The sequence below is a fragment of the Kitasatospora sp. NPDC006697 genome (genome assembly GCF_042869935.1).
Lineage (GTDB): Bacteria > Actinomycetota > Actinomycetes > Streptomycetales > Streptomycetaceae > Kitasatospora.
In genome coordinates, this window is record NZ_JBIAGU010000021.1 from 77,391 (window position 1) to 100,088 (window position 22,698).

The following is a 22,698-nucleotide window of genomic DNA, read 5'->3' on the forward strand; positions in this document are numbered from 1 at the left end:
ATCCCCCTCGCCTCGCCTGAAGCTCAACCGAGCCTCCCCCCACAGGAGAAGGACAGCAGTGCGCCTGCGTATACCGCTCCCCACCCTCATGGCCGGCGTCGTCGCCGGCGCCGCCACGGCCGCCACCCTGCTGCCGGCCCCCGCCTTCGCCGCCCCTTCCCACCCGCTCACCGGCGCTGCACAGCCGGCCGCGGCCTCCGCCCCGCTGGCCCCCAAGCCGCTGGGCCCGCTGGTCGCCGCCTCGGAGGAGCTCGGCGACACCGACGCCCCGCTGCCCGCGGCCATCCTCGGCCAGGCCTCGATGGCCCAGCCCGCCGGCACCGCGCTGCAGATCGCGCCCCGCACCCTGAAGAAGCAGGCTCCCGCCGCCACCCCGACCGGCGCCCCCGGCCAGGCGGGCACCACCGCCACCGCCGGTGCGGCCGCGGCCACCGCGCAGACCTGCAACCCGTCCGACTTCGGCAGCCGCACCGGTGCCGACCTGGTCTCCTTCGTCAAGGGCTCGACCACCGACTGCATGAACACCCTCTACAACGTCACCGGCACCGACGCGGGCAGCATCTTCAAGCAGTCCCAGATGCTGACCGTCGCCAACGAGTTCAAGCGGCTGGCCGCCGGCTACACCGGCGACAACTCGTCGGGCATCTGGCAGCTGGTGCTCTTCCTGCGGGCCGGCTACTACGTCCAGTCCTACAACGCGGGCGCCGTCGGCGCCTACGACAGCTCCCTCACCACGATCGTCAAGTCCGGCCTGGACGCGTTCTTCGCCGGGCAGCACTGGACCGACGTCACCGACGCCAACGGCCTGGTGCTCTACGACGTGCTGGTGCTGACCGACAGCGCCAACCTGCAGAGCCAGTACCTGAAGGTCTACAACCAGGTGCTGAGCGGCTACAACAACTCCTACAACTCCGCCCCGAAGATGGTGAACGCGGTCAACGCCGTGTTCTCCTCCCCGCTCTGGCGCGGCAACTGGAACACCGACTTCACCAGCGCGATCGCGGCCGACCCGACGCTGATCAACACCCTGGGCGCCTTCGTGCCGGCGCACAAGGACCTGCTCGGCACGGCCAACGCGTTCCTCGACATCAACGCGGGCAACGACCTGGCCCGGATGGCCGGCGACGGTGCCGCGGTCGAGGCGCTGGCCAAGCCGCTGGTGAAGAAGGCGCTGGACGGCATCACCGTCACCGGCGCCACCGGCCCGCTCTACGTGCACCTCGCGTGGAACGCCAACTACTACGACAACAGCCAGTGTTCGTACTACGGCACCTGCAACCTGCCGGCCAAGCTGACCGCCGCGGTGCTGCCGAACCAGCTGGTCTGCGACAACCGCAGCATCGTCACCGAGGCGCTCTCCGCGGCCGACCTCGCCAACGTCTGCAACAGCCTGCGCGGCGAGGACACCTTCTTCCACAACCTGGTGAAGGACAGCGGCCCGGTCAACCCGTACGGCAAGACGATCACCCTGGCGGTCTTCGCCAACCAGGCGGACTACCTGACCTACTCCTGGGCGATCTTCAACAACTCCACCAACAACGGCGGCCAGACCGTCATGGACCCGACCGACCCGACCAAGCAGGCCGTGTCGGTGATGTACCAGAAGTCGTGGAACGACAGCTTCCCGGCGAACGTGTGGAACCTCAACCACGAGTACACGCACTACCTGGACAACATCTATGACATGAAGGGCAACTTCACCACCGAGATCTCCGTCCCGGACATCTGGTGGATCGAGGGCGTCGCCGAGTACGAGTCCTACAGCTACCGCGGCCTGACCGACACCCAGGCGATGACCGAGGCGGCCAAGCACACCTACCCGCTCAGCACCATCCTCCAGAACACGTACGACAACTCGGACTCCACCCGCACCTACCCGTGGGGCTACCTCGCGGTCCGGTACATGTTCGAGAAGCACCCCGACGTGGTCCAGAACATGCTGACCCACTTCCGGGCCGGCGACTACACCGGTGGCTACGCGGTCTACAACGGCCTGGGCACCGGCTACGACGCCGACTTCAACGCCTGGCTGGACGCCTGCGCCGGCGGCGCCTGCTATGCCGAGGGCCCGACCGCGCTCTTCGGCTCCACCGTCAACGGCGCGACGGTCAGCCTGACCGACAAGTCCGTGGTCACCGCCTCCACCTCCCCGATCACCGCCTGGCACTGGACCTTCGGTGACGGCACCTCCTCGGACGAGCGCAACCCCAGCCACAGCTACGCCGCCGCCGGCACCTACACGGTCGCGCTGACCGTGACCGACGGCAACGGCAAGAGCGACTCCACCCCGACCTCGGTCACCGTGACCGTCGGCGCGGGCACCGGCACCGTCCTGCCGGCCTGCACCGACCAGCGCACCGACGCGATGGGCCAGAACTGCTCCCGGTCCAACGAGTCCGCCACCGCCGGGAACACCGACTACAAGTACATCTACCTGCCGGCCGGCACCAGCACCCTGAAGGTCACCACCGCCGGCGGCACCGGCACCGGGTACCTCTACTACAACGACAGCACCTGGGCCTCGCCGAGCGCCTTCACGGCCTCCTCGACCAACCCGGGCACCACCCAGTCGATCACCGTCACCAACCCGACCGCGGGCTACCGCTACATCAGCATCTACGCCCAGACCGACATCAGCGGCGTGACGATCAGCACCCAGTACTGATCCACCGTCACCTGCCGGGCGGCCCCCACCGCCCGGCGGCACCACGGACCGGTCCCGTCCTCCGCCTCCCCACCAGTGCGAAGGGCGGGGCCTTCCGCTGTCCCGGCCCGTACTCCGTGGCCGGGCACCGCCTCAGGCCTTCGGGCGGACCGCGCCGAGCACCGGCATCGCCGCCACCGGGGCGACCCGGATCACCGCACCGGTGTGCGGGGCGTTCACCATCAGGCCGTTGCCCAGGTACAGGCCGACGTGGGTCGCGTCGGGGAAGTAGATGATCAGATCGCCCGGGCGCAGCGCGTCCAGCGGGACCCTGGGCAGGCTCGCCCACTGCTCCTGGCTGGTGCGCGGCATCGGCACCCCGGCCGCCTCCCAGGCCTTGGAGGTCAGGCCCGAGCAGTCGTAGGCGTCCGGGCCGGTACCGCCCCACAGGTAGGGCTTGCCGAGCTGCGCCATCGCATAGCCGACGGCGGTGGCGGCCGCCGGAGTGGCCGGGCCGCCGCCGGTGCCGAGCAGGCCGGAGGCGACCAGCCGCTGCTCCGCCAGGTCGGCCAGGGCCCCCTCGCGCTGGTCGAGTTGGGAGCGCTGGGCGTCGGTGAGGGCGGTCAGCTGGGCCTCGATGCCGCTCGCCTCGCGCTGGGCGGCGTCGCGGGCGGTGCGGGCCCGGTCCGCGGCGAGCTGGGCCTGGACGCGGGCCTGCCGGGCGGTGTCGCCCAGGGCGGCCAGCCGGGACCGGCCCGCGCGCAGCTCGCGGACCACGTCGGACTCGGAACGGGAACGTTCCTGCAGGTCACCGGCTTCGGAGAGGAGACCGGTGGGGGTGAGCGAGAAGAGGAACCGGGTGATCCCGGAGAGGCCGCCGTCGCGGTACTGCTCGCCGGCCAGCCGGGCGGCCTCGCCCTCGCTGGCGTCCACCTGCTGCTGCTGGGCGGCGATCTGCCCGTCGGTCCGGTCCACCTCGGCCTGGCGGGCGGCCAGTTCGGCGTCGCGGGCGGTGGACTCCTGGGCGGCCTGCTCGGCCTGGTGGCGCAGCTCCTGCAGCCGGACCAGCAGGGCGGCCACGCCGTCGGTGCGGGAGAGCAGTTCGGCGGTGGCCGGGGGAGCCTCCGGGCCGCTCGGCGGCTGCACGGTGGCCGTGGCGGTCGAGGTGGCGGCGGTGGCGCTCGGGGCCGGTGGCGGCGGGTCGTCGTCCGGGTGGGCCCAGGCGGGGCCGCCCACCGCCAGCGGCAGTATCAGCACGGCCGCGCCACAGGCCGCTCCCCACCCGCACCGTCTGCTCCGTTTGCTCCGTCCGCTCCCCGCACTCCGTCTGCTGGCCGTCCACCGGATCACGCAGCCTCCACCGCCGCTCGGTGCCGGGCGGGACACCCGGCGGGCACGGCCCACAGAATGTCACCGTGGGCCACCGGCAACCGGGTTCGCGGACCTGTGCGTCGCCCACTTCACCCGCTCGGCGGACGGCCGGCGGCGCTCCCCTGGCCGCCGGCGGTGACTGAGCGTCAGCGCCGGGCCTTGGGGCGGCTGACCGGTACGCCCTCCGGGTCCTTGATCCGCTTCATGATGATCTGCGAGTTGACCTCGGTCACGCCGGCCAGCGCGGTCAGCCGCTCGATCCAGAGCCGTTCGTAGGCCTGCAGATCGGCGACCGCGATCCGGAGCAGGCAGCCCGGGCTGCCGAACAGCCGGTAGGCCTCGATCACGTCCGGGATCTCCGCCAGCGCGGCCTCGAAGGCCTCCACCGCGGCCCGCTCCCGGCGCACCTCCACCGAGACCAGCACCTCGAAGCCCCGCCCGACCGCCGCCGGGTCGACCACGGCGCGGTAGCCCTGGATCACGCCGTCGCGCTCCAGTTGGCGCACCCGGCGCATGCAGGGCGAGGCCGTCAGGCCGACCCGCTCCGCTAGGTCCTGGTTGCTGAGCCGGCCGTCCGCCTGCAGTTCGCGCAAGATCTGAAGATCGATGTCGTCCACCGCGCAAGGATCCGCCACCGCCACGGCCCGGTCAAGCAAGACGGGCCACGGGCGGGCGCGTGCCGCCGCGATCCCCGCGGTGCTCCCCCCGCCCTCTCGCGGCGCACCCGACCGGCGGGTAGCGTGATCGGCCGGGCACGTACCGTACCGGACGTCGGCAGGGGAGAGATCCGATGGACCGTCAGGACCTGGACACGGCGGAGCCGTTCGACTGGGAGACCACCCGCGGCGCGCTGTTCGCCCTGCACAGCCTGCTCAAACAGGCCGTGGAGGAGCCGCCGGGCGGTCCGGAGTGGACCAAGGCGCTGGCCGGGGCCACCGGGCACAGCCACCGACTCGACGACATGGCGGGCCAGTTGGACCAGGCGGCCGATCTCAGCCGGCACCTGGCCTCGCAGTTGGAGATCCTGGCGGAGCTCTCCACCGGCGGCGGCTGGACGCGCCCGCGCCAGGTCGCCGAGGTACTGCCCGACATGCTCACCCAGGCCACCGCCACCCTGCTGGTGGCCGACGCGCTGGTCTTCGGCCTGCGCGACCAGGAGCACGAGCGCACCGCCGGCACCGTCGCGCTGGCCTGCCAGGCGGCCTTCGACGCCTGGCGGCTCTCCCCCGAGGCCGCGGCCGCCCCGGCCGTGCGCCTGCTGCTCGGCCTGCTCGACGGCGATGCGGCGGCGGCCGTCAAGCGGGTCCGGGCCTGGGCGCTGACCTGCCGGCTGACCGCCGACAGCCTCACCGGCGACCGCACCGCCGCCAAGACGCTGCTCGCGCTGGGCCTGGAGGCCGACATGGTGCAGCGGGTCGACCTGCTCCGCCGCACGGCCGAGGAGCAGTCCGTGACCCTGCGCGCCCACGCCCTCGCCGACCGGGCCGCCGCCGACCACCGCGCGGAGTTCGCGGAATGGGTTTCCCAGCAGCTGACGGACGGCCGATACTGACCGGCAGACCACGGATATCGGGGGGACCATGAACCGCCCACTGCTCTACCTGGACGTCGACGGACCGCTCAACCCCTATGCGGCCCTCCTGCACCGCCGCCCATCCGGCTACACCACGATCCGGGTGCCGCGCGAGCCGAAGAAGCCGCTGCGGGTCTGGCTGCACCCGGAGCACGGTGCGGCGCTGCTCGCCCTGGAGTACGAACTGTGCTGGGGGACCACGTGGATGGCCAAGGCGAACCGGTGGATCGCCCCGGTGGTGGGCCTGCCGGAGCTGCCTTTCGTGGACTTCACCGAGGTGCTCTTCCAGGAGCGCCCGGACGGCGTGCACTGGAAGACCGAGACGCTCCTCGCGCACGCCGCCGGCCGCCCCTTCGCCTGGGTGGACGACGAACTCGGCCCGCTGGACGAAGCCTTCGTGGCCGCCCACCACCCGGGACCGGCGCTGCTGCACCGCGTCAACCCGCGGATCGGCCTGCGCGCCGAGGACTTCACCGCGCTGGCCGACTGGGCCGCCACGCTGACCGGCGGGCGCGCGGAAGCCGAGGGAGCCGCAGAGCCCGAGGGAGCCGCGGAACCCGAAGGAGCCGCAGAGGCCTGACGCACCGTCAGGGCTTGCGGCGGCCCCAGCAGCTGACCAGCGGCGCGGTGGTGACGTCCAGCTCCTCCGCCGCCAGGTTGGCCAGGTGGGCGTCGAGCTCGCCGTCGGTCAGTCCGGCGGCGAGCAGTTCGGCGCGCAGGTGCCGCACGGTGGCTGCCTCCAGGCTGCGGCAGGCGGCCGAGGTGAGCGGGAAGTAGCCGGCCGAGGAGACCTCGGCCAACCCGGCGGCGCGCAGCAGCCGGGGCAGCGTCCGGCCGAAGGAGAGGTCGGCGCCGCGCTCGGCGAGCAGGGCCCGGAAGGCGCGCCGGATCCGGTTGGCGAGCTCCTGGTCCGGCCCGTGCTCGTCCGGGCAGGCGAGGGGCTGGAGGGCGGGGTCGGCGTCCTCGATCACCAGCCAGCCGCCCGGGCGGACCCGCTCGGCCAGGCGGCGCAGCACGGCCTCCCGGTCCGGGAGGTGGACCAGCAGCAGCCGGGCGTGCACCAGGTCGAACTCGCCCTCGGGCAGCGGGTCGGCGGCAACGTCGTGCCGGGCCACCTCGACGTTGCCGGGGAGGCCGGTGAGCCAGCTGGTGTCCAGGTCGGTGGCGAGCACCCGTCCGGTCGGCCCGACCCGCTCGCCGAGCGCGCGCGGGATGCCGGGCGCACCGGCGCCGACCTCCCAGCAGTGCCAGCCCTCGGCGACGCCGATCGCGTCCAGGTGACGCAGCGTCCACGGGTCGAACAGCTCCGCCATCGCGGCGAACCGCTCCCCCGCCTCGCGCCGCCGGTTGTCCAGCAGGTAACCGGGTTCCTCCGGCATGGTCGCCGCCTCTCCTGGTGATCCGTTCGGGAACGAGCCGATGCTACTCCGGGCCGCCCGACCGGCTCCGGTCGGGCGGCCGCCCTCCCCGCCCCGGCTCGCCACCGCACGAACACCTCCTCCACGACTGCGGGGGCGGGGCCCCGGGACGACCCGCCGCGGGGCGCCTCGCGCAGACCGCGGCCGACACTCCCCTGTCCGGGCAATCGTCCGCGCCCGCGGGGTTGACGGAGCGTCATCGAATGCCGCCGGCGCGGAAGTCGACGGGGCCGGGGACCGGTTGACCAGTCCTTGACGTAACCAAGTGGTCCAGTCCAATCTTGGGTGGCTCCCCGTTCGACTCGCCCCGAGTCGCTGCACCGCCGCAACCCCCACGACTGCGGAGGACCCTTCATGCTCGACAGAGCCGCGCCAGTGCGCACGGCCGCGCCCGACCGGCCCCGGCGCCCCCACCGCCCGGCCACCGCGCTGCTGCTCGCCGCCGCCCTGACCATCGGCGGCGGTGCGCTGACCGCCACCCTGACCAGCGCCTCGGCCGCCGCGGTCAACCTGCTCACCAACGGCGACTTCGAGACCGGCACCCTGGCGGGCTGGACCTGCCCCGCCGGCACCGCCGTCAACGCCCCGGCCCACGGAGGGAGTTATGCGCTCAGTGCGACCGCGAGCGCGAGCGACCTCGGCCAGTGCTCGCAGACGGTGGCGGTGCAGCCGAACACCAAGTACACCCTCTCCGGCTGGGTCGAGGGCAGCTACGTCTACCTCGGTGCGACCGGGACCGGCGTCAACTCCTCGACCTGGACCCCCTCGTCGGCCGGCTGGAGCCAGCTCTCCACCAGCTTCACCACGGGTGCCTCCACCACCTCGGTGACCGTCTTCACGCACGGCTGGTACGGCCAGGGCGCCTACCGGGCGGACGACCTGAGCCTCACCGGGCCGGCCGGCGGCAGCTCGGGGAGCCCGACCAGCACGACGTCGGCGTCGGCTTCCTCCTCTGCCTCCGCCTCCGCCTCGGCGTCGGCTTCCACGTCAGCGTCGGCCTCGTCGTCGGCCTCGTCGTCGGCCTCGGCTTCGGCGAGCGCGACGCCCACCAGTGCCTCGCCCAGCGCGACCGCCACCGGCAAGAGCGTGATCAGCACCCCGACCGGGCTCACCGCCGGCCAGCTGACCGGCTCCTCGATCGTGCTGAACTGGAAGGCCTCCACCGACAGTTCGGCCAACGGCGAGCTGGCCGCCTACAAGGTCTACTCGAACGGCCAGCTGGTCGCGACCTCGATGGGCACCTCGGTGGCGATCAGCTCGCTGCTGCCCAGCACCAGCTACACCTTCACCGTCATGGGCTATGACGCCGGCGGCCACACCTCCGCCCAGTCCGCCCCGGTGACCGCCAGCACCACCGCCGCCCCCGCGGCCCACCCGCTGCGCTCCGCCTACTTCGACCAGTGGGGCATCTACGAGAACGCCTACTACCCGAAGAACGTGGACACCTCGGGCGCGGCGAACAAGCTCGACGTGATCACCTACGCCTTCGAGAACATCGACCCCGCCTCGCACACCTGCTTCGAGGCGGTCAAGGCCTCCGACTCCGCCAACGACAGCGACCCCAACGCCGGTGACGGCGCGGGCGACGCCTACGCCGACTACCAGGACAGCTACGCGGCGGGCGACGCCGTCGACGGCACCGCCGACGACTGGCAGCAGCCGCTGAAGGGCAACTTCAACCAGCTGCGCGAGCTCAAGGCCAAGTACCCGAACCTCAAGATCGTGCTCTCGCTCGGCGGTTGGACCTACTCCAAGTACTTCTCGGACGCGGCCGCCACCGACGCCTCGCGCAAGGCGCTGGTCTCCTCCTGCATCAACATGTTCCTCAAGGGCAACCTCCCCAAGAACGTGGCGGGCGACTCCTCCGGCGGCACCGACTCCGGCGCCGGCATCTTCGACGGCGTCGACATCGACTGGGAGTACCCGGCCTCGGCCGGCGGCCACGCCGGCAACCACTACGCGGCCGCCGACAAGCAGAACTTCACCGCCCTGCTGGCCGAGTTCCGCACCGAGCTGGACTCCTACGGCGCGAGCGTCGGCAAGCACTTCCTGCTCACCGCGGCGCTGCCCAGCGGCCAGGACAAGATCGCGAACATCGAGACCGGCAAGATCGGCAACTACCTCGACTACGCGGACGTGATGACCTACGACATGCACGGCTCCTGGGACGCCACCGGCCCGACCAACCTCCAGGACCCGCTGCACGACACCCCGGCCGACCCGACCCAGCCGATCGCGCCGGGCAACGAGAAGTACAACGTGGACACCGCGCTGACCGCCTACACCACCGGGCTCTCCGACTACGCCATCCCCGGCGGGTTCCCGGCCGCCAAGATCGCGCTCGGCATCCCGTTCTACTGGCGCGGCTGGACGGGCGTGCCGGCCGGCTCCGACTACGGCCTGTACCAGACCGCGACCGGTCCGACGGCGGCCAAGCCGCTGAGCCAGGAGGCGGGCAACGCCGCCTGGAAGGAGCTCAACCCGACCGCGGCCCAGACCCACTGGGACCCGGCCACCGAGAGCGCCTGGATCTACGACGGCACCAACTTCTACACCGGTGACAACCCGCAGGCCATCGCCGCCCGCGGCGCCTACGCCAAGTCCAAGGGCCTGGCCGGCATGTTCGCCTTCGCGCTGGAGAACGACGACTCCAGCACCTCCCTGCTGACCGCGATGGCCAACAGCCTGAAGTGACGCGGCGTCCGGCCCGGTGCGGACCGACGGTGGCCCCCGGCCCCTTCGCCCGCACCGGGCCGGCACGGCGCATGGTCGACACCGACGGTTCGTCACCCGCCCGGACGCGCGGGTCACCGCCGCCGTCGCGACCGGCGACGGCGACCCGCGCTCGGTGCGGCTGACCTACCGGCAGTTGGTGTCTGCGGCGGCGTCGTGCAGGCGCAGGGCCAGCAGGGTGGCGTCATCCTCGTCGAGCGGTCCGGACATGGCGCGCACCACCCCGTCGACCAGCGCCTGCGGTTCGGCGGTCGGCGGCTGCTCGGCCAGCACGGCGAGCAGGGTGTCCAGCCGGTCGTCGATGTCGCGGTCCCGGCGCTCCACCAGTCCGTCCGTGTAGAGCAGCACCGTCTGGCCCGGGTGCAGCACCATCTCCACCGCCTCGTAGCGGGTGTCGCGCAGGACGCCGAGCGGCAGGCCGAGCTCGCCGAGTTCGGCCCGCGGGGTGAGCAGGCGCGGCGGGCCGTCACCGAGCAGGACCGGCGGCAGGTGGCCCGCGCAGACCCAGCGCAGCAGGCGGCTGGGCGGGAAGAACCGGGCGACCACCGCCGTGGCGGTGGACTCCGGGCCCTCGTCGCAGGCGATGTTGTTCAGCCAGCCGGTCAACTCCTCGACCTGCGCGCCGGAGTAGGCCATGCCGGCGAGGGCGTGCCGCAGCGTGGACATCAGCGCGACCGCGTCCAGGCCGTGCCCACGGGCGTCGCCGACCGCGATCAGCGCCGGGCCCTGCGGCAGCACCCGCAGCTTGTACCAGTCGCCGCCCACCCGGCCCTCGGTCGGCCGGTAGGCGACGGCGGTGCGCAGGCCGACCGCGTCCAGGGCTCCGACCGCGCGGGGCTGCAGGGCGTCCTGGAGTCGGCGGACCACCGCCTCCTCGGCGTCGGCGCGGCGGGCCTGGCGCTCGATCTCCTCCTGCTGGCGGCGCAGCCGGCTGCGGCTCTCGGCGAGTTCGGTGACGTTCTGCAGCACGCCGCGCAGGCCGAAGACCGGCCCGTCCTCCTCCCGCAGCGCCTCGGCGACCAGCCGGATCCGGCGCAGGCCCCCGCCGACCCGGAACAGCAGTTCCTGGTCCACCGCCTCGCCGCGCTCCAACAGCCCGCGCAGGGCCCGCTGCAGCGGGGGGACGGCGGAAGGGTCCAGCTGGGCCAGCAGGTCGGCGACGGTCGGCCCGGGTGCGCCGGCCGGACGGCCGAGCAGGTCGCGCAGGCCGCTGGAGGACTGCAGGGCACCGTCCAGCAGGCTCCACTCGCCCCAGCCGACCCTGGCGATCCGCTGGGCGGCCTGCGCCATCTCGGCGAGGTCGCCGCTGCCCCAGAGCAGCAGCAGGCGACCGCCGCAGCGGTGCGCGGTGAGCAGGTCGCGGTGGCGCTCCAGCCGCCCGGCGGCGCGCGGCACCTGCCAGCGCACGGGCATCGCCGGGGTGGGGCGGCCGGTGCGCAGCGTCTTGGTGAGGGCGGTCAGCACCTCGGGGGTGGCGAGGCCGGGGAAGGCCTCGGTGAGGCGGGCGGGCGGGCGGCCGCGGTCGGGACTCGGGCTGGGGCTGGGGGTGGCGCTGGCGGACGGTCGGGTGTCGTCCGGTTCGGGGGATGCCTCGGCGGGCTGGTCGCCGGTGCGGTAGCGGTCGCGGCGCAGGGCCGAGCGGTAGCGCGAGTACCGGGCTCCCGCCGGGTTGAGCGCGATCGCGGCCACGTCCAGCACGGCGCCGTCGGGATCGAGCAGCGGGTCCACCAGGGAGGCGGGCATCGGCAGGGCGTCGAGCAGTTCGCCGAGGTCGAGCTGACCCTCGGGTGCGGCCAGCCGCACCGTGACCGCCGGCAGCGAGGGTGGTGCTCCGGGCTCGGACCGCGGGTCCTGGCGCCGGTACTCGCGGTTCGCCCGGCGCAGCCGCGCGACGATCCGGCGGAGGTCGTCTCCGGCGTCCCCGGCGTCCGCCGTGTCCTCCTGCTGCTCGCTGTCGGTGTCGGGGCCATCGGTGTCGGGGTCGTCGGCGGGCCCGGGCAGCCCCTCACGGCTCGGCGTCGGCGTCATACCCGCCAGCATGCTGCCGAGCGTGCGAGGAGTCCGGGACCGGCCCGGCGGGGCGGCACCGGGTTCCGCCGAGCGGGTGTCGACCGACCGCTCAGCCGACCGCCCAGCCGACCGCCCGGCCGACCGCCCAGACGCTGTCGGTCAGTCCCGTGCCGTCAGCTGACGCCCCAGCACCAGGAGTGCCAGCAGCCCGACCAGTGCGCAGACGCCGTACCACCCGACCGCCGCGTAGGCCCGGGCGCCCAGCCAGGAGCCCGCGCTGCCGCCCAGGAACGCGCAGGTCATGTAGGCGCTGTTGAGCCGGCTGCGGATCTCCGGACGCAGGGTGAAGATCCGCGCCTGGTTGGCGACCTGACCACTCTGCACCGCGAGGTCGAGCAGCAGCAGGCCTGCCCCGAGCGCGACCAGCCCCGCCGCGCCGCCGGCCCGTCCGCCGCAGAGCACCGCCGCCGCCGCGATCACGCCGAACGCGCAGAGCCGGTTGACCCGGTCCGGACCGTTGCGGTCGATCAGCCGGCCCACGGCCGGACTGGCGAGCATGCTGGTCGCGCCGACCAGCGCGATCAAGCCCACGGCGGAGGCGCCGAGGTGGTAGACCGGGCCGGTGACCAGCAGCGCGACGCTGGTCCAGGCCGCGCTGAACCCGCCGAACAGGCCGGCCTGGTAGAGGGCGGACCGGCGCAGCAGCGGCTCGGTGCGCAGCAGGCGCGGGGCCTGGGCGAGCAGTTCGAGGTAGCGCGGCCGGGGCGGGAGCCCGCTCCCGCCGCCGGCGGGGAGCACCCGGCTCAGCACCAGGGCGAGCGCCGCGATCAGCACGGCGGCGACCAGGTAGGGCGCGCGCCAGCCGAGCCACTGGCCGAGCACACCGCTGAAGGTGCGGGCGAGCAGGATGCCGCCGAGCAGACCGCTGAGCAGGGTGCCGGTCACCGCACCGCGCCGCTCGGGAGCGGTGCGCCCGGCCGCCATCGGGATGATGACCTGCGGACTGACGGTGGTGAGGCCGGTCAGCGCGCTGGCGGCGATCAGCGGCGCGGCGGAGCGGGCGAAGCCGGAGAGCAGCAGTCCCGCGCAGCTGAGGGCGAGCAGGCTGACGATCAGGCGGCGCGGCGGCAGCCGGTCGCCGAGCGGGACGAAGAGGAAGACGCCGCCCGCGTAGCCGAGTTGGGCGGCGGTGACGACCAGCGTCGCGGTGCCGGAGGGGAGACCGAGGTCGTGGGCGATCAGTGGGCTGACGGCTTGGGGGAAGTAGATGGTGGAGACGGCGACGCCGCAGGCCAGGGCTAGGAGCAGGATCAGCGCCCGGCTCAGGCCCGGTGCGGGTTCGGCTGCTCTCGCTGCGTCGGCCTGGCTGGAGAGCTCGGTTGACGACAAGTCAGGGCCTCTCACGCGTGTCCGTCATGGGCGTTGCGCCTGGAACCTGTTTGATCGGTTCCGATCGACGGTACCAGTCAAACCGGTTCCAGCGGTACGGTGTTCCCATGACCACCCCTGCTCCGCGGTTCCGCTCGGGCGCGGGCCGGCTCTCGCTCGACTTCATCCGCACGCTCCGCCGCCGCGGCACCCCGGAGGAGGCCGAGGAACTGCACACCCCGGAGGCGCTGGCCGCATGGGTACGGCAGTTGGGACCCTGCCGCGACCTTCCGGCCGGCCACCCGCCGACCCCCGCGCTCCTCGCCCTGGCCCAGCAGGTGCGCGAGGCCGCGGCGTCACTCCTGCACGCCGCCCGCTCGCCCGAGGGAGCGGCCAGCTGCCCGGACGCCTCCCGCGAACTGCTCAACCGGACGGCGGCCGGTCCCGTCCCGGTCCCCGTCCTCGACGCCTCGGGCGCCCTCCACTGGCACGCCCCTGACCCGGTTCCCGCCACGCTCGCCCTGCTCGCCCGCGACGCCCTGGAACTGGCCGCCTCCCCACTGGCCGCCCGCCTGCGCCAGTGCTCGGGCGAGGAGTGCGGCTGCCTCTTCCTCGACACCTCCCGCCCCGGCACCCGCCGCTGGTGCTCCATGTCCACCTGCGGCAACCAGGCCAAGAAGGCCGCCTTCCGCGAACGCGAACAGCGCTGAGCCTGGCGCGCGCCCCTCCGCATGCGAGCTCACCGGCTAGCCGACGCCGGTTTCGCCCCCACGGCCTCCTCGGCGTCCGCGGTTGCGGCGACGGGTCGTGCGCCGCCGTCCTGCACGCAGCCAGGCCGCGGCCTCCGGGGCCTTCTCGGACAGTTCCGCGAGAGCCGGGTGCAGGGCTGGCGGGACATGCGGTTCGGAGGCCGCGAAGCGGCGGCCGTCCGCGCCGAGCCTGTCGCCATAGCGCACCAGGAAGCGGAGCTGGGCCAGCGCGGCGAGGCCGGTGGCCGCGGTCGCGGCCCACTGCTCGGGCCCCTGGGGCAGGCGGTCGAGCAGCGCCAGGAACACGAAGGTGAGCTCCCCGGTGAGAAGCAGCATCCCGGTGGCCGCCAGGCAACTCGAGGCGTCCCGCGCCCGGCGGGCGCGGGACGCGCCGGGACCCCCGTGGAACTCGGCATGGGCGGCGCGAAAGTCGGGGTCGTGGAAGGCGATGATGCCGAGCGTCGTGGCGGCGGTACGCCGGCGCAGCGCCGCGAGCAGGGCGTCCGGCAGGGGGTGCCCGGCGGTGCGCGCCACGTCCGCGCCGGTCCCGGTCAGTGCCAGATTGCCGCGATGGTTGATGGTGACCAGGCCGTCCAGCAGGAGCTGGGCGGCGGCCGCCTGGACGTCGTCCTCGGTCGGCCAACGCCCGGCGGCCGCGCGGTAGGGGTCGACGGGCGCGGCACGGAGCCGCGCGCGAAGGCGGTCGCGCACGACTGGCACCCCGTACAACAGGACGGTGACGGGGACGACGGCACAGGCGAGCGCGACGGGATCCACGGGCCGAGCCTAGGCCGTGTCCACCCTGCCAGGGCAATCGGTTTCCGGGCAGTGCGCCAGGCGCTCCGCAGCGTCCTGCACTGCCTTCGGACACCCGTGCGCGGGGGCCCGGGTCCGGGCCCCCGCGATCCGGCGGAGCGTCAGAGCAGCACGGCCGCCAGTGCCTCGGCGGTCTGCGGGTGCCGCCCGAGCAGGGCGGCCCCGGCCGGGCCGGCCGCCTGCTGCCACTCGCCGGTGCAGCCGAGCAGCTGTGCCAGCGCGTCGGTGGTCGCCGGATGGGCGGCGAGCAGCGCCGCCCCGCCCGTGGCCGGCCCGCCCGCGATGACGGGCAGGCCGGGGACCGGCTCCGCCTGCCACGGCGGCACCCAGCTGTCCAGCGCGGCGAGCCGCCCCGGGAAGATCCGCCCGGCCTCGCGGATCAGCAGCGGCGCGAGTTCGGCCCCGCCGGACCGCAGGGTGCCGATCAGGCTCGGCAGCCAGGGCAGCAGCACCGGGTCGGGCAGCCGCCCGAAGGCGTGGGAGACCGCCTCGACCACGAAGTCGGTCAGGCCGGGCACCGGCTCGAGGGCGTGCAGCAGTCCGCTGAGGTAGCGCGGGTAGCTGGGCAGCACCAGCGGGTTGGCCAGCAGTGCGTCGCAGCGGTCCCGCAGCTCGGCCCGGTCCATCCCGCCCAGGTGCACCTGGGCGGCCCAGTGCAGCGCGGTCCTGGCCGGGTCCTCGGGGTGCGACTGGGCGACGGCGAGTTCCAGCTGGGTGCGGTCACTGCCGAGCGAGAGCGCCAGGGACTCCATGCTGAACAGGAAGCCCAGGGTCGCCGCGACCTGCCGGGGCGTGGCGAACTCGTCGGAGAAGGCGGTCGGCAGCAGCGTGCAGTAGTGCGCGTACCCGGCCTTGGCGAAGGCCTCGATCCAGCCCGGCAGCACGGGTTCGCTGGTGCGGTAGTGGGTGAGCAGCCGGCGGACCCGGCGCAGCACCTCCGGCGCGCCGTCCACGCTGCGCTCGGTGGCCAGTACCTCCAGGGCCCGGGCACCGAGCTCCTCGGCGAGCCGGCGGCTGCGCAGCAGCCGGGTGGCGTCCTCCACCGCCGCCAGCACCTCGGCCGTGGTGGCCCTCGGCGCGTAGGCGGCCCGGCGCAGCCGGTGCTCCAGCACCTGCTCGATGCTGACGCCCTCGTAGCCGAGTTCGATCAGCGCCCGCTGGTGGGTGCCGAGCGCCAGGTCCCAGGACTCCTGGAGGGACCGCTCGCCGAGCGTGCGCTCGCCCATGATGGGCCGGGCGGCGCCGTCGGGCAGCAGGTGGCGCAGGATCCAGAGCACGTCGGAGCAGCGCTCCAGCTCCGGGTTGCCCGCGATGTCGAGCAGGGCGCGCTTGACGCCGCGCTGGTCGAGCTTGAGGCCGAGCGGCGCGAGCCGGTCGTGCACGTCGCGGGCGAGCGGCGGCAGGGCGTCGTAGCCGACCTGGCCGATCCGGTCGCCGCCCATCATGATCTCGACCAGCCGGTGCACGCTCCGCCGCCCCGGCAGGCCGTCCTTCTCGATGCAGGTGACGGCCGCGTCCTGGAAGTCGTAGGGCGTCGGCTTGGCCCGGTCGCGCATCCCGGCGAGCAGGATCGAGGTCTCGAAGACGGCGATGGCGTCGGCGGTGGAGGCGAGGTAGCCGTTGCGCCGGGCGGCGCGGACGATCTCCACGGACCAGCCGAGCAGTTCCGCCTCGTCCAGCCGGTCGATCACCGGCGCCTGCTGGAGGAAGCCGGAGAGCTTGTCGGCGGGGGCGGCGGCCGGCCCGGCCGGTGCGAGCGCCTTGGCCTTCCGCGCGGTCTTCCTGCGGCCGGCCTGCCCGTCCAGCCGGTACGGATCGACCGTGGTGCGCTTGAGGTTCTTGGCCCACTGGGTGGCGGCGATCGAGACCGAGCCGGCGGCCAGGCCGAACTGCGCCTCGATGGCCGCGTGGCTGGAGGGGATCAGGCCGTACTGCCAGACGGTGGCGGTGCGCGGGGTGATCCGGTAGCCGTCGGCGCCCAGCACGCCGAACTCCTCCACCCGGCTGGCGGCGTGGAACGCGCCGCAGACGTAGAGGCAGTCACCGGGGTCGGTGCCGGTGGCGGCCAGGTGCTCGCGCATCCTGGTCCACATGTAGCGCTCGCGCTCCTCGTCCAGCCGCACCCGCTGCGGGTCGCCGGGAGCGAGCCGGCGGAAGAGGCTGCCGATCAGCAGCATGACCTGCCGGTAGGTGTCGTGGTCGCTGTCGCCGAGCGGCAGCTCCACGTACTGGTGCCACCACTCGGACCAGTGGCGCACCTTGCCGTGCCGCAGCAGGTGCTCCTCGAGTTCGGCGAACCGCGGTCGCAGGTCGCCGAGTTCGACGCCCACGGCGTCACCGTGCAGCCCGCTCTCCGGCTCGCCGCCGGCCGGCGCCGGGGTGTCGGACGGCTCACCGGTGCGCGGCTCCCACTGGAAGACGTGGTCGGCCGAGCGGTCCACCAGCACCAGTTCGACGCCCGGGGTGTCCAGCGCGTAGGCGATCGCCTGGTACTCGGCGGAGGCCTCGGTGATCGGCGCGACCACCGAGAGCGGGGCCCAGTCGGCGGGGAAGCCGTCGGTCTCCCCCGCGAAGGCCTGCACGGCCACCGGGAGCCGGCAGTTGCGCAGTTCGGTGAGGAGCGGGGCGAGGTCCTCGCACAGCTCCAGGTAGACCACCTTGGGCTGCTTCTCGCGCAGCCGGCGGGCCATCGCGACGGCCGAGGCCGGCGAGTGGTGGCAGACCGGGAAGATCTCCAGCGGTTCCCGCACCGCCCGGTCGACGTCGTCCACCAGGCCGAGCAGGATCTCCTGCAGGGCGTCCGGTCCGCCGGCGAACTCGGCCGCCGCCTGCTGGAGTTGGGCGCGCAGTGGGTCGAAGGTCGGCTCGCTGCTCATGGGTGGGGCCTCCTCGGGCGCGGGGTTGCTCAGGACAGGGTGGCGATCGCGTCCCGACCGCCCTCCAGGAACTCCGGCCAGGCGCCGCCCTCCTCCTTGCCGCGCGGCTCGACCACGCCGTGCAGGTACTTGTTGAGGATCGCCAGGTCCTCCGGCTCGCGCCGGGCCAGCGAGCCGACCAGCGAGGAGGCCAGGGCGCGCGCGGTCAGCTCCCGCTCGCCGAAGAAGTTGCTGTGCAGGATGGCGTCCTCCAGCACGCCGATCTGCTCGGCGGTGGAGAGCGCCGACTCCAGCTTCTCGTCCTCGCTTCCTGCCGCCGCGGCGGAGGCCCTCAGGTCGGCGAAGCTCTGCAGCAGCACGTCGAGCAGGGTGGGCGGCACGTCCAGTTCGATCTGGTGGCGGCGCAGCAGCTCCTCGGTGCGGAACCGGACGATCTCGGCCTCGCTGCGCTTGTTGGTGACGACCGGGATGCGGACGAAGTTGAACCGCCGCTTGAGCGCGGAGGAGAGGTCGTTGACGCCCCGGTCGCGGCTGTTGGCGGTGGCGATGACGGAGAAGCCGGGCTTGGCGAAGACGATGTTGTCGCTGTCGAGCTCCGGCACCGAGATGTACTTCTCGGAGAGGATCGAGATCAGCGCGTCCTGCACGTCGCTGGTCGAGCGGGTCAGCTCCTCGAACCGGCCGATGGTGCCGGTCTCCATCGCGGTCATGATCGGGGAGGGGATCATCGACTCCCGGGACTGGCCCTTGGCGATCACCATCGAGACGTTCCACGAGTACTTGATGTGGTCCTCGGTGGTGCCTGCGGTGCCCTGGACGACCTGGGTCGAATTCCGGCTGAGTGCGGCGGCCAGCAGTTCGGCGAGCCAGCTCTTGCCGGTGCCGGGGTCGCCGATCAGCAACAGGCCGCGGTCCGAGGCGAGGGTGACGATGGCCCGCTCGACGATCGACCGCTCGCCGAACCACTTCTGCGGGATCTCGCGCTCCAGGCCGTCGGCGCGCTCGGAGCCGAGGACGAAGAGCCGGACCATCTTCGGCGAGAGCCGCCAGGCGAACGGCTTGGGGCCGTCGTCGACCGACTCCAGCCAGTCCAGCTCCTCGGCGTACTTGAGCTCGGCGGGGGCGCGCAGCAGGTCGGACATGGGTGGCCTCTCTGTTCGGGGTAGCACGCCTGTTCGGGGAGGCATGCGGGGGAGGTGGTGGTGCGGGGCTGCTGACGGCGCGCCGGTGCGGCGCGGCCGGTCAGGCCAGGAAGTTCTTCAGCTCGTGGACGAGCTTGCGGATGTTCCCGGAGATCACCGGCGTGCCGAGGTCCTTGAACCGCTCGCGGAACCACGGGTTGACGCTGCCGCGGCCCGAGCTGGTCACCGAGCCGACCGGGATGAACTTGGCGCCGGAGCGGTGGACGGCGGCCATCGACTCGAAGAGCTGCTCGGTGCGCCACTCGTAGAAGTCGGAGATCCAGACCACCACGGTGTTGCGCGGCTCGGCGATCTTCGGCTGCGCGAGCGCCATCGCCACGGTGCCGTCGGTGCCGCCGCCCAGGTTGGTGCGCAGCAGGGTCTCGAACGGGTCGTGCACCCAGGGCGTGAGGTCGATCGCCTGGGTGTCGTAGGCGATCAGGTGCACGTCCACCTTGGGCAGCCCGGCGAAGATCGAGGCCAGGATGGTGCAGTTGACCATGGAGTCGACCATCGAGCCGGACTGGTCCACCACCACGATCAGCCGGGCCGGCGTGGTGCGGCGCACGGTGTGCCGGTAGTAGAGGCGGTCGACGTACAACCGCTCCTCCTCCGGGCTCCAGTTGGTGAGGTTCTTCCAGATGGTCCGCTCGATGTCGAGGTTGCGGAAGACCCGCTTGGGCGGCACCGAGCGGTCCAGGGTGCCGGCGGTGGCCTTGGCGACCTGGGTGCGCAGCACCTCGGCGACCTCGTCCACGAAGCGCCGGATCAGCGCCTTGGCATTGGCCAGGGCGACCCCGGAGAGGTTGTCCTTGTCGCGCAGCAGCTGCTCGATCAGCGACATGCTCGGGGTCAGCGCGGCGGCCAGCGCCGGGTCGGCCAGCACCTCGCGCAGCCGCATCCGGCTGACCAGGTCGGCCTCGATCCCGGCCAGGTCCGGGCCGATCTGGGGGATCAGCGTGGACAGGTCGGGGGTGTGCCGCGGTCCGCCGGTGCCCAGCCCGGCGGCCCGTCCGCCGCCGGCGCCCGGGTGCCCGCCGCCTGCCCGGCCGCCCCGCAGCTCGCCCGGTGCGCAGCCGAGCGCCCGCTCCAGCCAGGCCGCGTCGGCCTGCCAGCGGGAGAGCTGCCCGGCGCTGACGTTGCCGCTGCCGGTGGCGAAGACGTTGAGCAGCACCTTGGAGACCAGGGCCGCGCGGCGCACCTCGGCGGCCCGGTCGCGGTCGGCGTCCTCCTCGGCCGCCTCCGGCACCATCAGGTCCTGGAACTCGGCCGCCAGCTCGGGGTGGCGCTGGACGACGGAGTCGACGGAGGCGCCGGGGTCGAGCAGCGCGGTCGGCAGGCCCAGGTCCTCCACCACGGCCAGGCTCGCGGTCTCCAGCGCGGGCTGCTCCTCGCGGTCGAAGAGCCGGGCGAGCAGCCGCCAGTAGAGCACCTGACGGCGGCTCTCCTCGGCGGACTGGGTCGCCTGACGGACCGCCGGCTCCGCGCCGGGAGCCTGCTGTTCCGCGTGCGGCTGCCCTGCCGTATGCGCCGGCTCGGCCGGGTGTGCCACCGGCTCGGCCGCGTCCTGCACGGGTTGGTTCGTCGTTCCGGTCATTTCCGCAGCAGCCTTCCCGCCCGCTCGCGCAGCACCGCGACCGCCTCGGTGGCGGCCTTCTCCGCCTTGGCGCCGTTCTTGTCGGCCGTGCCGCCCGCCCAGGCGCCGGCGTGCAGGGCGACCGGCTTGCGCCGCACCTGGGCCTCGACGGCCAGCGGCTGCACGGTGAACTCCCCCGCGTCCCAGCGCACCAGTGCTATGCAGGCGGCCGAGGCGGCCACCGCCTCCGGGGTGAGCGGACCGGCGACCGGCAGCCGGTCCACGGCGAGCGGCAGCTCCCCGCCGGCCAGCACGAGTCCGGGTGTGCCGCCGTCCGGCTCGGCACGCACGGTGTACCCCTCGATCAGCACCGGCACGGCCAGTCGCGCCGGGTGCCGGTCCAGCGGGGCGACCGCCGGGGCGGTGGCGGCGGCCAGCGCGACCCGCGCGGTGGCGAAGGCATCGGCCGGCTCGCCGGGGCGGGCGAGTGCGTCGTCCCAGAGCAGGTCGCCCTCGGCGGTGATCGGCATGCCGGCCAGTTCCATCGACCTGCCCTCGCCGAGCGCCGTGAGCAGGCCGAACCCGGGGCGGAGCAGTTGCCAGACGCCGGCGCCGACCACGGTGTCCGGCTTGGGCACGGCGGCGCTCGCCCGGACCAGCAAGGGGGTGGATCCGTCGGCCGGCTCGAAGACGGCGTGCACCTGGGCCTGTGCCGCGGTCGCGTGCTCGTGCAGGTCGACGCCGAGCGGCAGCAGCCGTCCGGTCGCGGTCCCGGCCGGGGCGGCAGCGGCGGCACCGGGGACGGTCAGCAGCAGCGCGCGGGACCAGAGGTCGGCCCAGCGGCGCAGCGGCATCCGCTCCAGGGTCGCGCCCGGGCAGCTCGCGGCCAGCTCGGCGGCGAACCCGTCCAGCAGCACGGCCAGTCGGCGCAGTCCGGGGTCGGGCAGCATCGCGGAGACCACCGGTGCCGCGCCCGCGACGAGCTCATGGTCCAGCCCCTGCCAACCGGCCCGGGCCAGGTCGCAGAGCCAGGAGCGGGCGGCGGCCAGCACGTTGGCGGTCTGCGTGGTGCCGGTCCCGGTGGCCGGCGCGGCCTCCCGGGTGCGCCCGGTGGCCTCGTCCAGCCGCGCCAGCAGCGCGTCGTGCACGGCGCCCAGCAGGGCGCAGCGGCCGGCCGCGAGGGTGGTGAACTCCTCCTCGCTCGCGGTGCCCGCCGCGGCCCGTTCGGCGGCGCCCGCAACGGCGGCGGCCAGCGGCGATCCGGCCACGGCGGCGGCGAGTCGGGCCAGTCCGGCGGCCTGGACGGGCTGCGGGCGGAGCAGCCCGCCGGCCAGCACCCGGTCGAAGGCGGTGACGGCGGCCAGCGCCTCGTCGAGCCCGTCGATCGGCTCGTGCAGCAGGTCGGCCCTCATCAGACCACCACCCGGGTCGGCGGGAACCAGTGCAGCTCGGGCAGCGGCTCGTTGGTCGGAGCCAGCTCCAGGTAGGCCAGGTGCCGCAGGAACCGGCTGAACACCTGCGCCGCCACCGCCTTGCCATCGGCCGCCGGAGGCCGGGCGGCGCGCATCGCGGTGCCCAGGCTCTGCGCGGTCGGCTCGGCCCCGCCCGGGTCGACCCGCAGGTAGCGGGCCACCCGGTCGCCGCCGTACTGCAGCACGGCCTCGCCGAGCATCGCCGAGATGTGGTTGCAGAACGAGCCGCGGGCACCACCGCAGGGCCGGTTGTTGTTGGTCGCACAGGCGAACGCGAAGTCGCCCGCGGCGATGGCCGAGACATAGACCCGCTCGATGTCCGACCCGCTGGACACCACTCCCTGCAACCGCCCGTCCGCGAGCTCAACGAACGGCACCTTGGCGAGCTTCCGCGCCCGCGCCGGCGGCAACACCCGCACCGCGCTCGCCTCCTCCCACTCCGTCAACACACCATCTCCTTCACCTCGGGGGATCTCGATGCCGCGAACCGGCGACAGGCGCCACGGTTTATTGGCGGAACGCCGGACCGACAGCGCGCCGGGCCCGCCGTACGCCGCCTGACCGGCGGTTACGTGAATGAAGATAGGCGCCGGCACTGACAGTCGGAGCTCACGGGGCGCCGTCGCGACCGACCGCCGTCAGGCCGCCGTCAGGCCACCGTCCAGCCGCTGGCGGCCCGGCAGCACTCCACCCGGCGACCGTGCCGGGTACCGCCCGCCCGGCCCGCCCGGCGAGCCGCATCGTCGAAATCGTTCGACGATGCCTTGTAAGTTGCACGCCCTGGGGGCACCACCGCCGGGCGGACCAGCGGTTCCACCGCCACCGCTCCCACCTGGCCTGCTGCCCCGCCCGGCCCGGTGCGGGCGCCATCCGGCCCAGCGTTCAACTCCCTAACCCAGCAGGCGTCCGTT

16 protein-coding genes are annotated in these 22,698 nt (G+C 73.9%); 5 read left to right on the forward strand and 11 right to left on the reverse strand.

Features of this window, described 5'->3' with window-relative positions; translation table 11 throughout:
• Positions 1 to 58 precede the first annotated feature (58 nt).
• Positions 59 to 2,665 (forward strand): collagenase, encoded by a 2,607-nt coding sequence (locus ACFYNO_RS26685; RefSeq protein WP_388017531.1) that lies wholly within the window; start codon positions 59 to 61, stop codon positions 2,663 to 2,665.
• 132 nt (positions 2,666 to 2,797) lie between these two features.
• Here the strand turns inward: ACFYNO_RS26685 and ACFYNO_RS26690 are convergent, their stop codons facing one another.
• Together ACFYNO_RS26690 and ACFYNO_RS26695 are read right to left on the reverse strand one after the other, a co-directional pair.
• Positions 2,798 to 3,901: an NlpC/P60 family protein gene (locus ACFYNO_RS26690; RefSeq protein ID WP_388017534.1), complete on the reverse strand. Its 1,104-nt coding sequence runs from the start codon at positions 3,899 to 3,901 to the stop codon at positions 2,798 to 2,800.
• A 260-nt stretch (positions 3,902 to 4,161) separates the two neighbouring features.
• The gene (locus ACFYNO_RS26695) at positions 4,162 to 4,632 is read right to left on the reverse strand and encodes an Lrp/AsnC family transcriptional regulator (RefSeq protein ID WP_388017537.1); all 471 of its coding nucleotides are present in this window, start codon (positions 4,630 to 4,632) and stop codon (positions 4,162 to 4,164) included.
• Positions 4,633 to 4,805: 173 nt separating this feature from the next.
• Here ACFYNO_RS26695 and ACFYNO_RS26700 point away from each other — a divergent pair, with 173 nt between their 5' ends.
• A complete protein-coding gene (locus ACFYNO_RS26700) occupies positions 4,806 to 5,567 on the forward strand; it encodes a hypothetical protein (RefSeq protein WP_388017540.1) in 762 nt (253 codons plus the stop codon).
• Positions 5,568 to 5,595: 28 nt separating this feature from the next.
• Positions 5,596 to 6,168, forward strand: a complete 573-nt coding sequence (locus ACFYNO_RS26705) for a hypothetical protein (protein WP_388017543.1) — start codon at positions 5,596 to 5,598, stop codon at positions 6,166 to 6,168.
• A gap of 7 nt (positions 6,169 to 6,175) precedes the next feature.
• On the opposite strand, the gene ACFYNO_RS26710 is transcribed toward ACFYNO_RS26705, so the two are convergent.
• The gene (locus ACFYNO_RS26710) at positions 6,176 to 6,967 is read right to left on the reverse strand and encodes a methyltransferase domain-containing protein (protein ID WP_388017546.1); all 792 of its coding nucleotides are present in this window, start codon (positions 6,965 to 6,967) and stop codon (positions 6,176 to 6,178) included.
• A 393-nt stretch (positions 6,968 to 7,360) separates the two neighbouring features.
• Here ACFYNO_RS26710 and ACFYNO_RS26715 point away from each other — a divergent pair, with 393 nt between their 5' ends.
• Positions 7,361 to 9,700 carry a glycosyl hydrolase family 18 protein gene (locus ACFYNO_RS26715; protein WP_388017549.1) on the forward strand — a complete coding sequence of 780 codons (2,340 nt, stop codon included), beginning with the start codon at positions 7,361 to 7,363 and terminating at the stop codon, positions 9,698 to 9,700.
• Positions 9,701 to 9,865: 165 nt separating this feature from the next.
• Here the strand turns inward: ACFYNO_RS26715 and ACFYNO_RS26720 are convergent, their stop codons facing one another.
• Together ACFYNO_RS26720 and ACFYNO_RS26725 are read right to left on the reverse strand one after the other, a co-directional pair.
• Entirely contained in the window at positions 9,866 to 11,767 is a 1,902-nt protein-coding gene (locus ACFYNO_RS26720; RefSeq protein WP_388017552.1) for a PP2C family protein-serine/threonine phosphatase, read from the reverse strand.
• Between the two features lie 141 nt (positions 11,768 to 11,908).
• Positions 11,909 to 13,138, reverse strand: a complete 1,230-nt coding sequence (locus tag ACFYNO_RS26725) for an MFS transporter (protein WP_388017555.1) — start codon at positions 13,136 to 13,138, stop codon at positions 11,909 to 11,911.
• A gap of 107 nt (positions 13,139 to 13,245) precedes the next feature.
• Between ACFYNO_RS26725 and ACFYNO_RS26730 the strand changes: the two genes are divergently transcribed.
• Positions 13,246 to 13,827: a CGNR zinc finger domain-containing protein gene (locus tag ACFYNO_RS26730; protein WP_388017558.1), complete on the forward strand. Its 582-nt coding sequence runs from the start codon at positions 13,246 to 13,248 to the stop codon at positions 13,825 to 13,827.
• A 36-nt stretch (positions 13,828 to 13,863) separates the two neighbouring features.
• On the opposite strand, the gene ACFYNO_RS26735 is transcribed toward ACFYNO_RS26730, so the two are convergent.
• From ACFYNO_RS26735 to ACFYNO_RS26760, 6 genes are all read right to left on the reverse strand, one after another.
• On the reverse strand, positions 13,864 to 14,643 hold the full coding sequence (locus ACFYNO_RS26735) for a hypothetical protein (RefSeq protein WP_388017561.1): 780 nt from the start codon (positions 14,641 to 14,643) through the stop codon (positions 13,864 to 13,866).
• A 140-nt stretch (positions 14,644 to 14,783) separates the two neighbouring features.
• Positions 14,784 to 17,558: a hypothetical protein gene (locus ACFYNO_RS26740; protein WP_388017564.1), complete on the reverse strand. Its 2,775-nt coding sequence runs from the start codon at positions 17,556 to 17,558 to the stop codon at positions 14,784 to 14,786.
• Between the two features lie 29 nt (positions 17,559 to 17,587).
• A complete protein-coding gene (locus ACFYNO_RS26745) occupies positions 17,588 to 18,700 on the reverse strand; it encodes an AAA family ATPase (RefSeq protein ID WP_388017567.1) in 1,113 nt (370 codons plus the stop codon).
• Between the two features lie 100 nt (positions 18,701 to 18,800).
• Entirely contained in the window at positions 18,801 to 20,336 is a 1,536-nt protein-coding gene (locus ACFYNO_RS26750) for a VWA domain-containing protein (RefSeq protein WP_388017570.1), read from the reverse strand.
• A complete protein-coding gene (locus tag ACFYNO_RS26755) occupies positions 20,333 to 21,727 on the reverse strand; it encodes a hypothetical protein (RefSeq protein WP_388017573.1) in 1,395 nt (464 codons plus the stop codon). The genes ACFYNO_RS26750 and ACFYNO_RS26755 overlap by 4 nt, the downstream gene beginning before the upstream one ends.
• The gene (locus ACFYNO_RS26760) at positions 21,727 to 22,236 is read right to left on the reverse strand and encodes a hypothetical protein (RefSeq protein WP_388017575.1); all 510 of its coding nucleotides are present in this window, start codon (positions 22,234 to 22,236) and stop codon (positions 21,727 to 21,729) included. The genes ACFYNO_RS26755 and ACFYNO_RS26760 overlap by 1 nt, the downstream gene beginning before the upstream one ends.
• Between the last annotated feature and the right edge of the window lie 462 nt (positions 22,237 to 22,698).

Coding starts and splice junctions, on each gene's coding strand:
- ACFYNO_RS26715 (WP_388017549.1), top strand. CDS start 7,361: ATGCTCGACAGAGCCGCGCCAGTGCGCACGGCCGCGCCCGACCGGCCC.
- ACFYNO_RS26755 (WP_388017573.1), bottom strand. CDS start 21,727: ATGAGGGCCGACCTGCTGCACGAGCCGATCGACGGGCTCGACGAGGCG.
- ACFYNO_RS26700 (WP_388017540.1), top strand. CDS start 4,806: ATGGACCGTCAGGACCTGGACACGGCGGAGCCGTTCGACTGGGAGACC.
- ACFYNO_RS26710 (WP_388017546.1), bottom strand. CDS start 6,967: ATGCCGGAGGAACCCGGTTACCTGCTGGACAACCGGCGGCGCGAGGCG.
- ACFYNO_RS26750 (WP_388017570.1), bottom strand. CDS start 20,336: ATGACCGGAACGACGAACCAACCCGTGCAGGACGCGGCCGAGCCGGTG.
- ACFYNO_RS26705 (WP_388017543.1), top strand. CDS start 5,596: ATGAACCGCCCACTGCTCTACCTGGACGTCGACGGACCGCTCAACCCC.
- ACFYNO_RS26730 (WP_388017558.1), top strand. CDS start 13,246: ATGACCACCCCTGCTCCGCGGTTCCGCTCGGGCGCGGGCCGGCTCTCG.
- ACFYNO_RS26720 (WP_388017552.1), bottom strand. CDS start 11,767: ATGACGCCGACGCCGAGCCGTGAGGGGCTGCCCGGGCCCGCCGACGAC.
- ACFYNO_RS26740 (WP_388017564.1), bottom strand. CDS start 17,558: ATGAGCAGCGAGCCGACCTTCGACCCACTGCGCGCCCAACTCCAGCAG.
- ACFYNO_RS26745 (WP_388017567.1), bottom strand. CDS start 18,700: ATGTCCGACCTGCTGCGCGCCCCCGCCGAGCTCAAGTACGCCGAGGAG.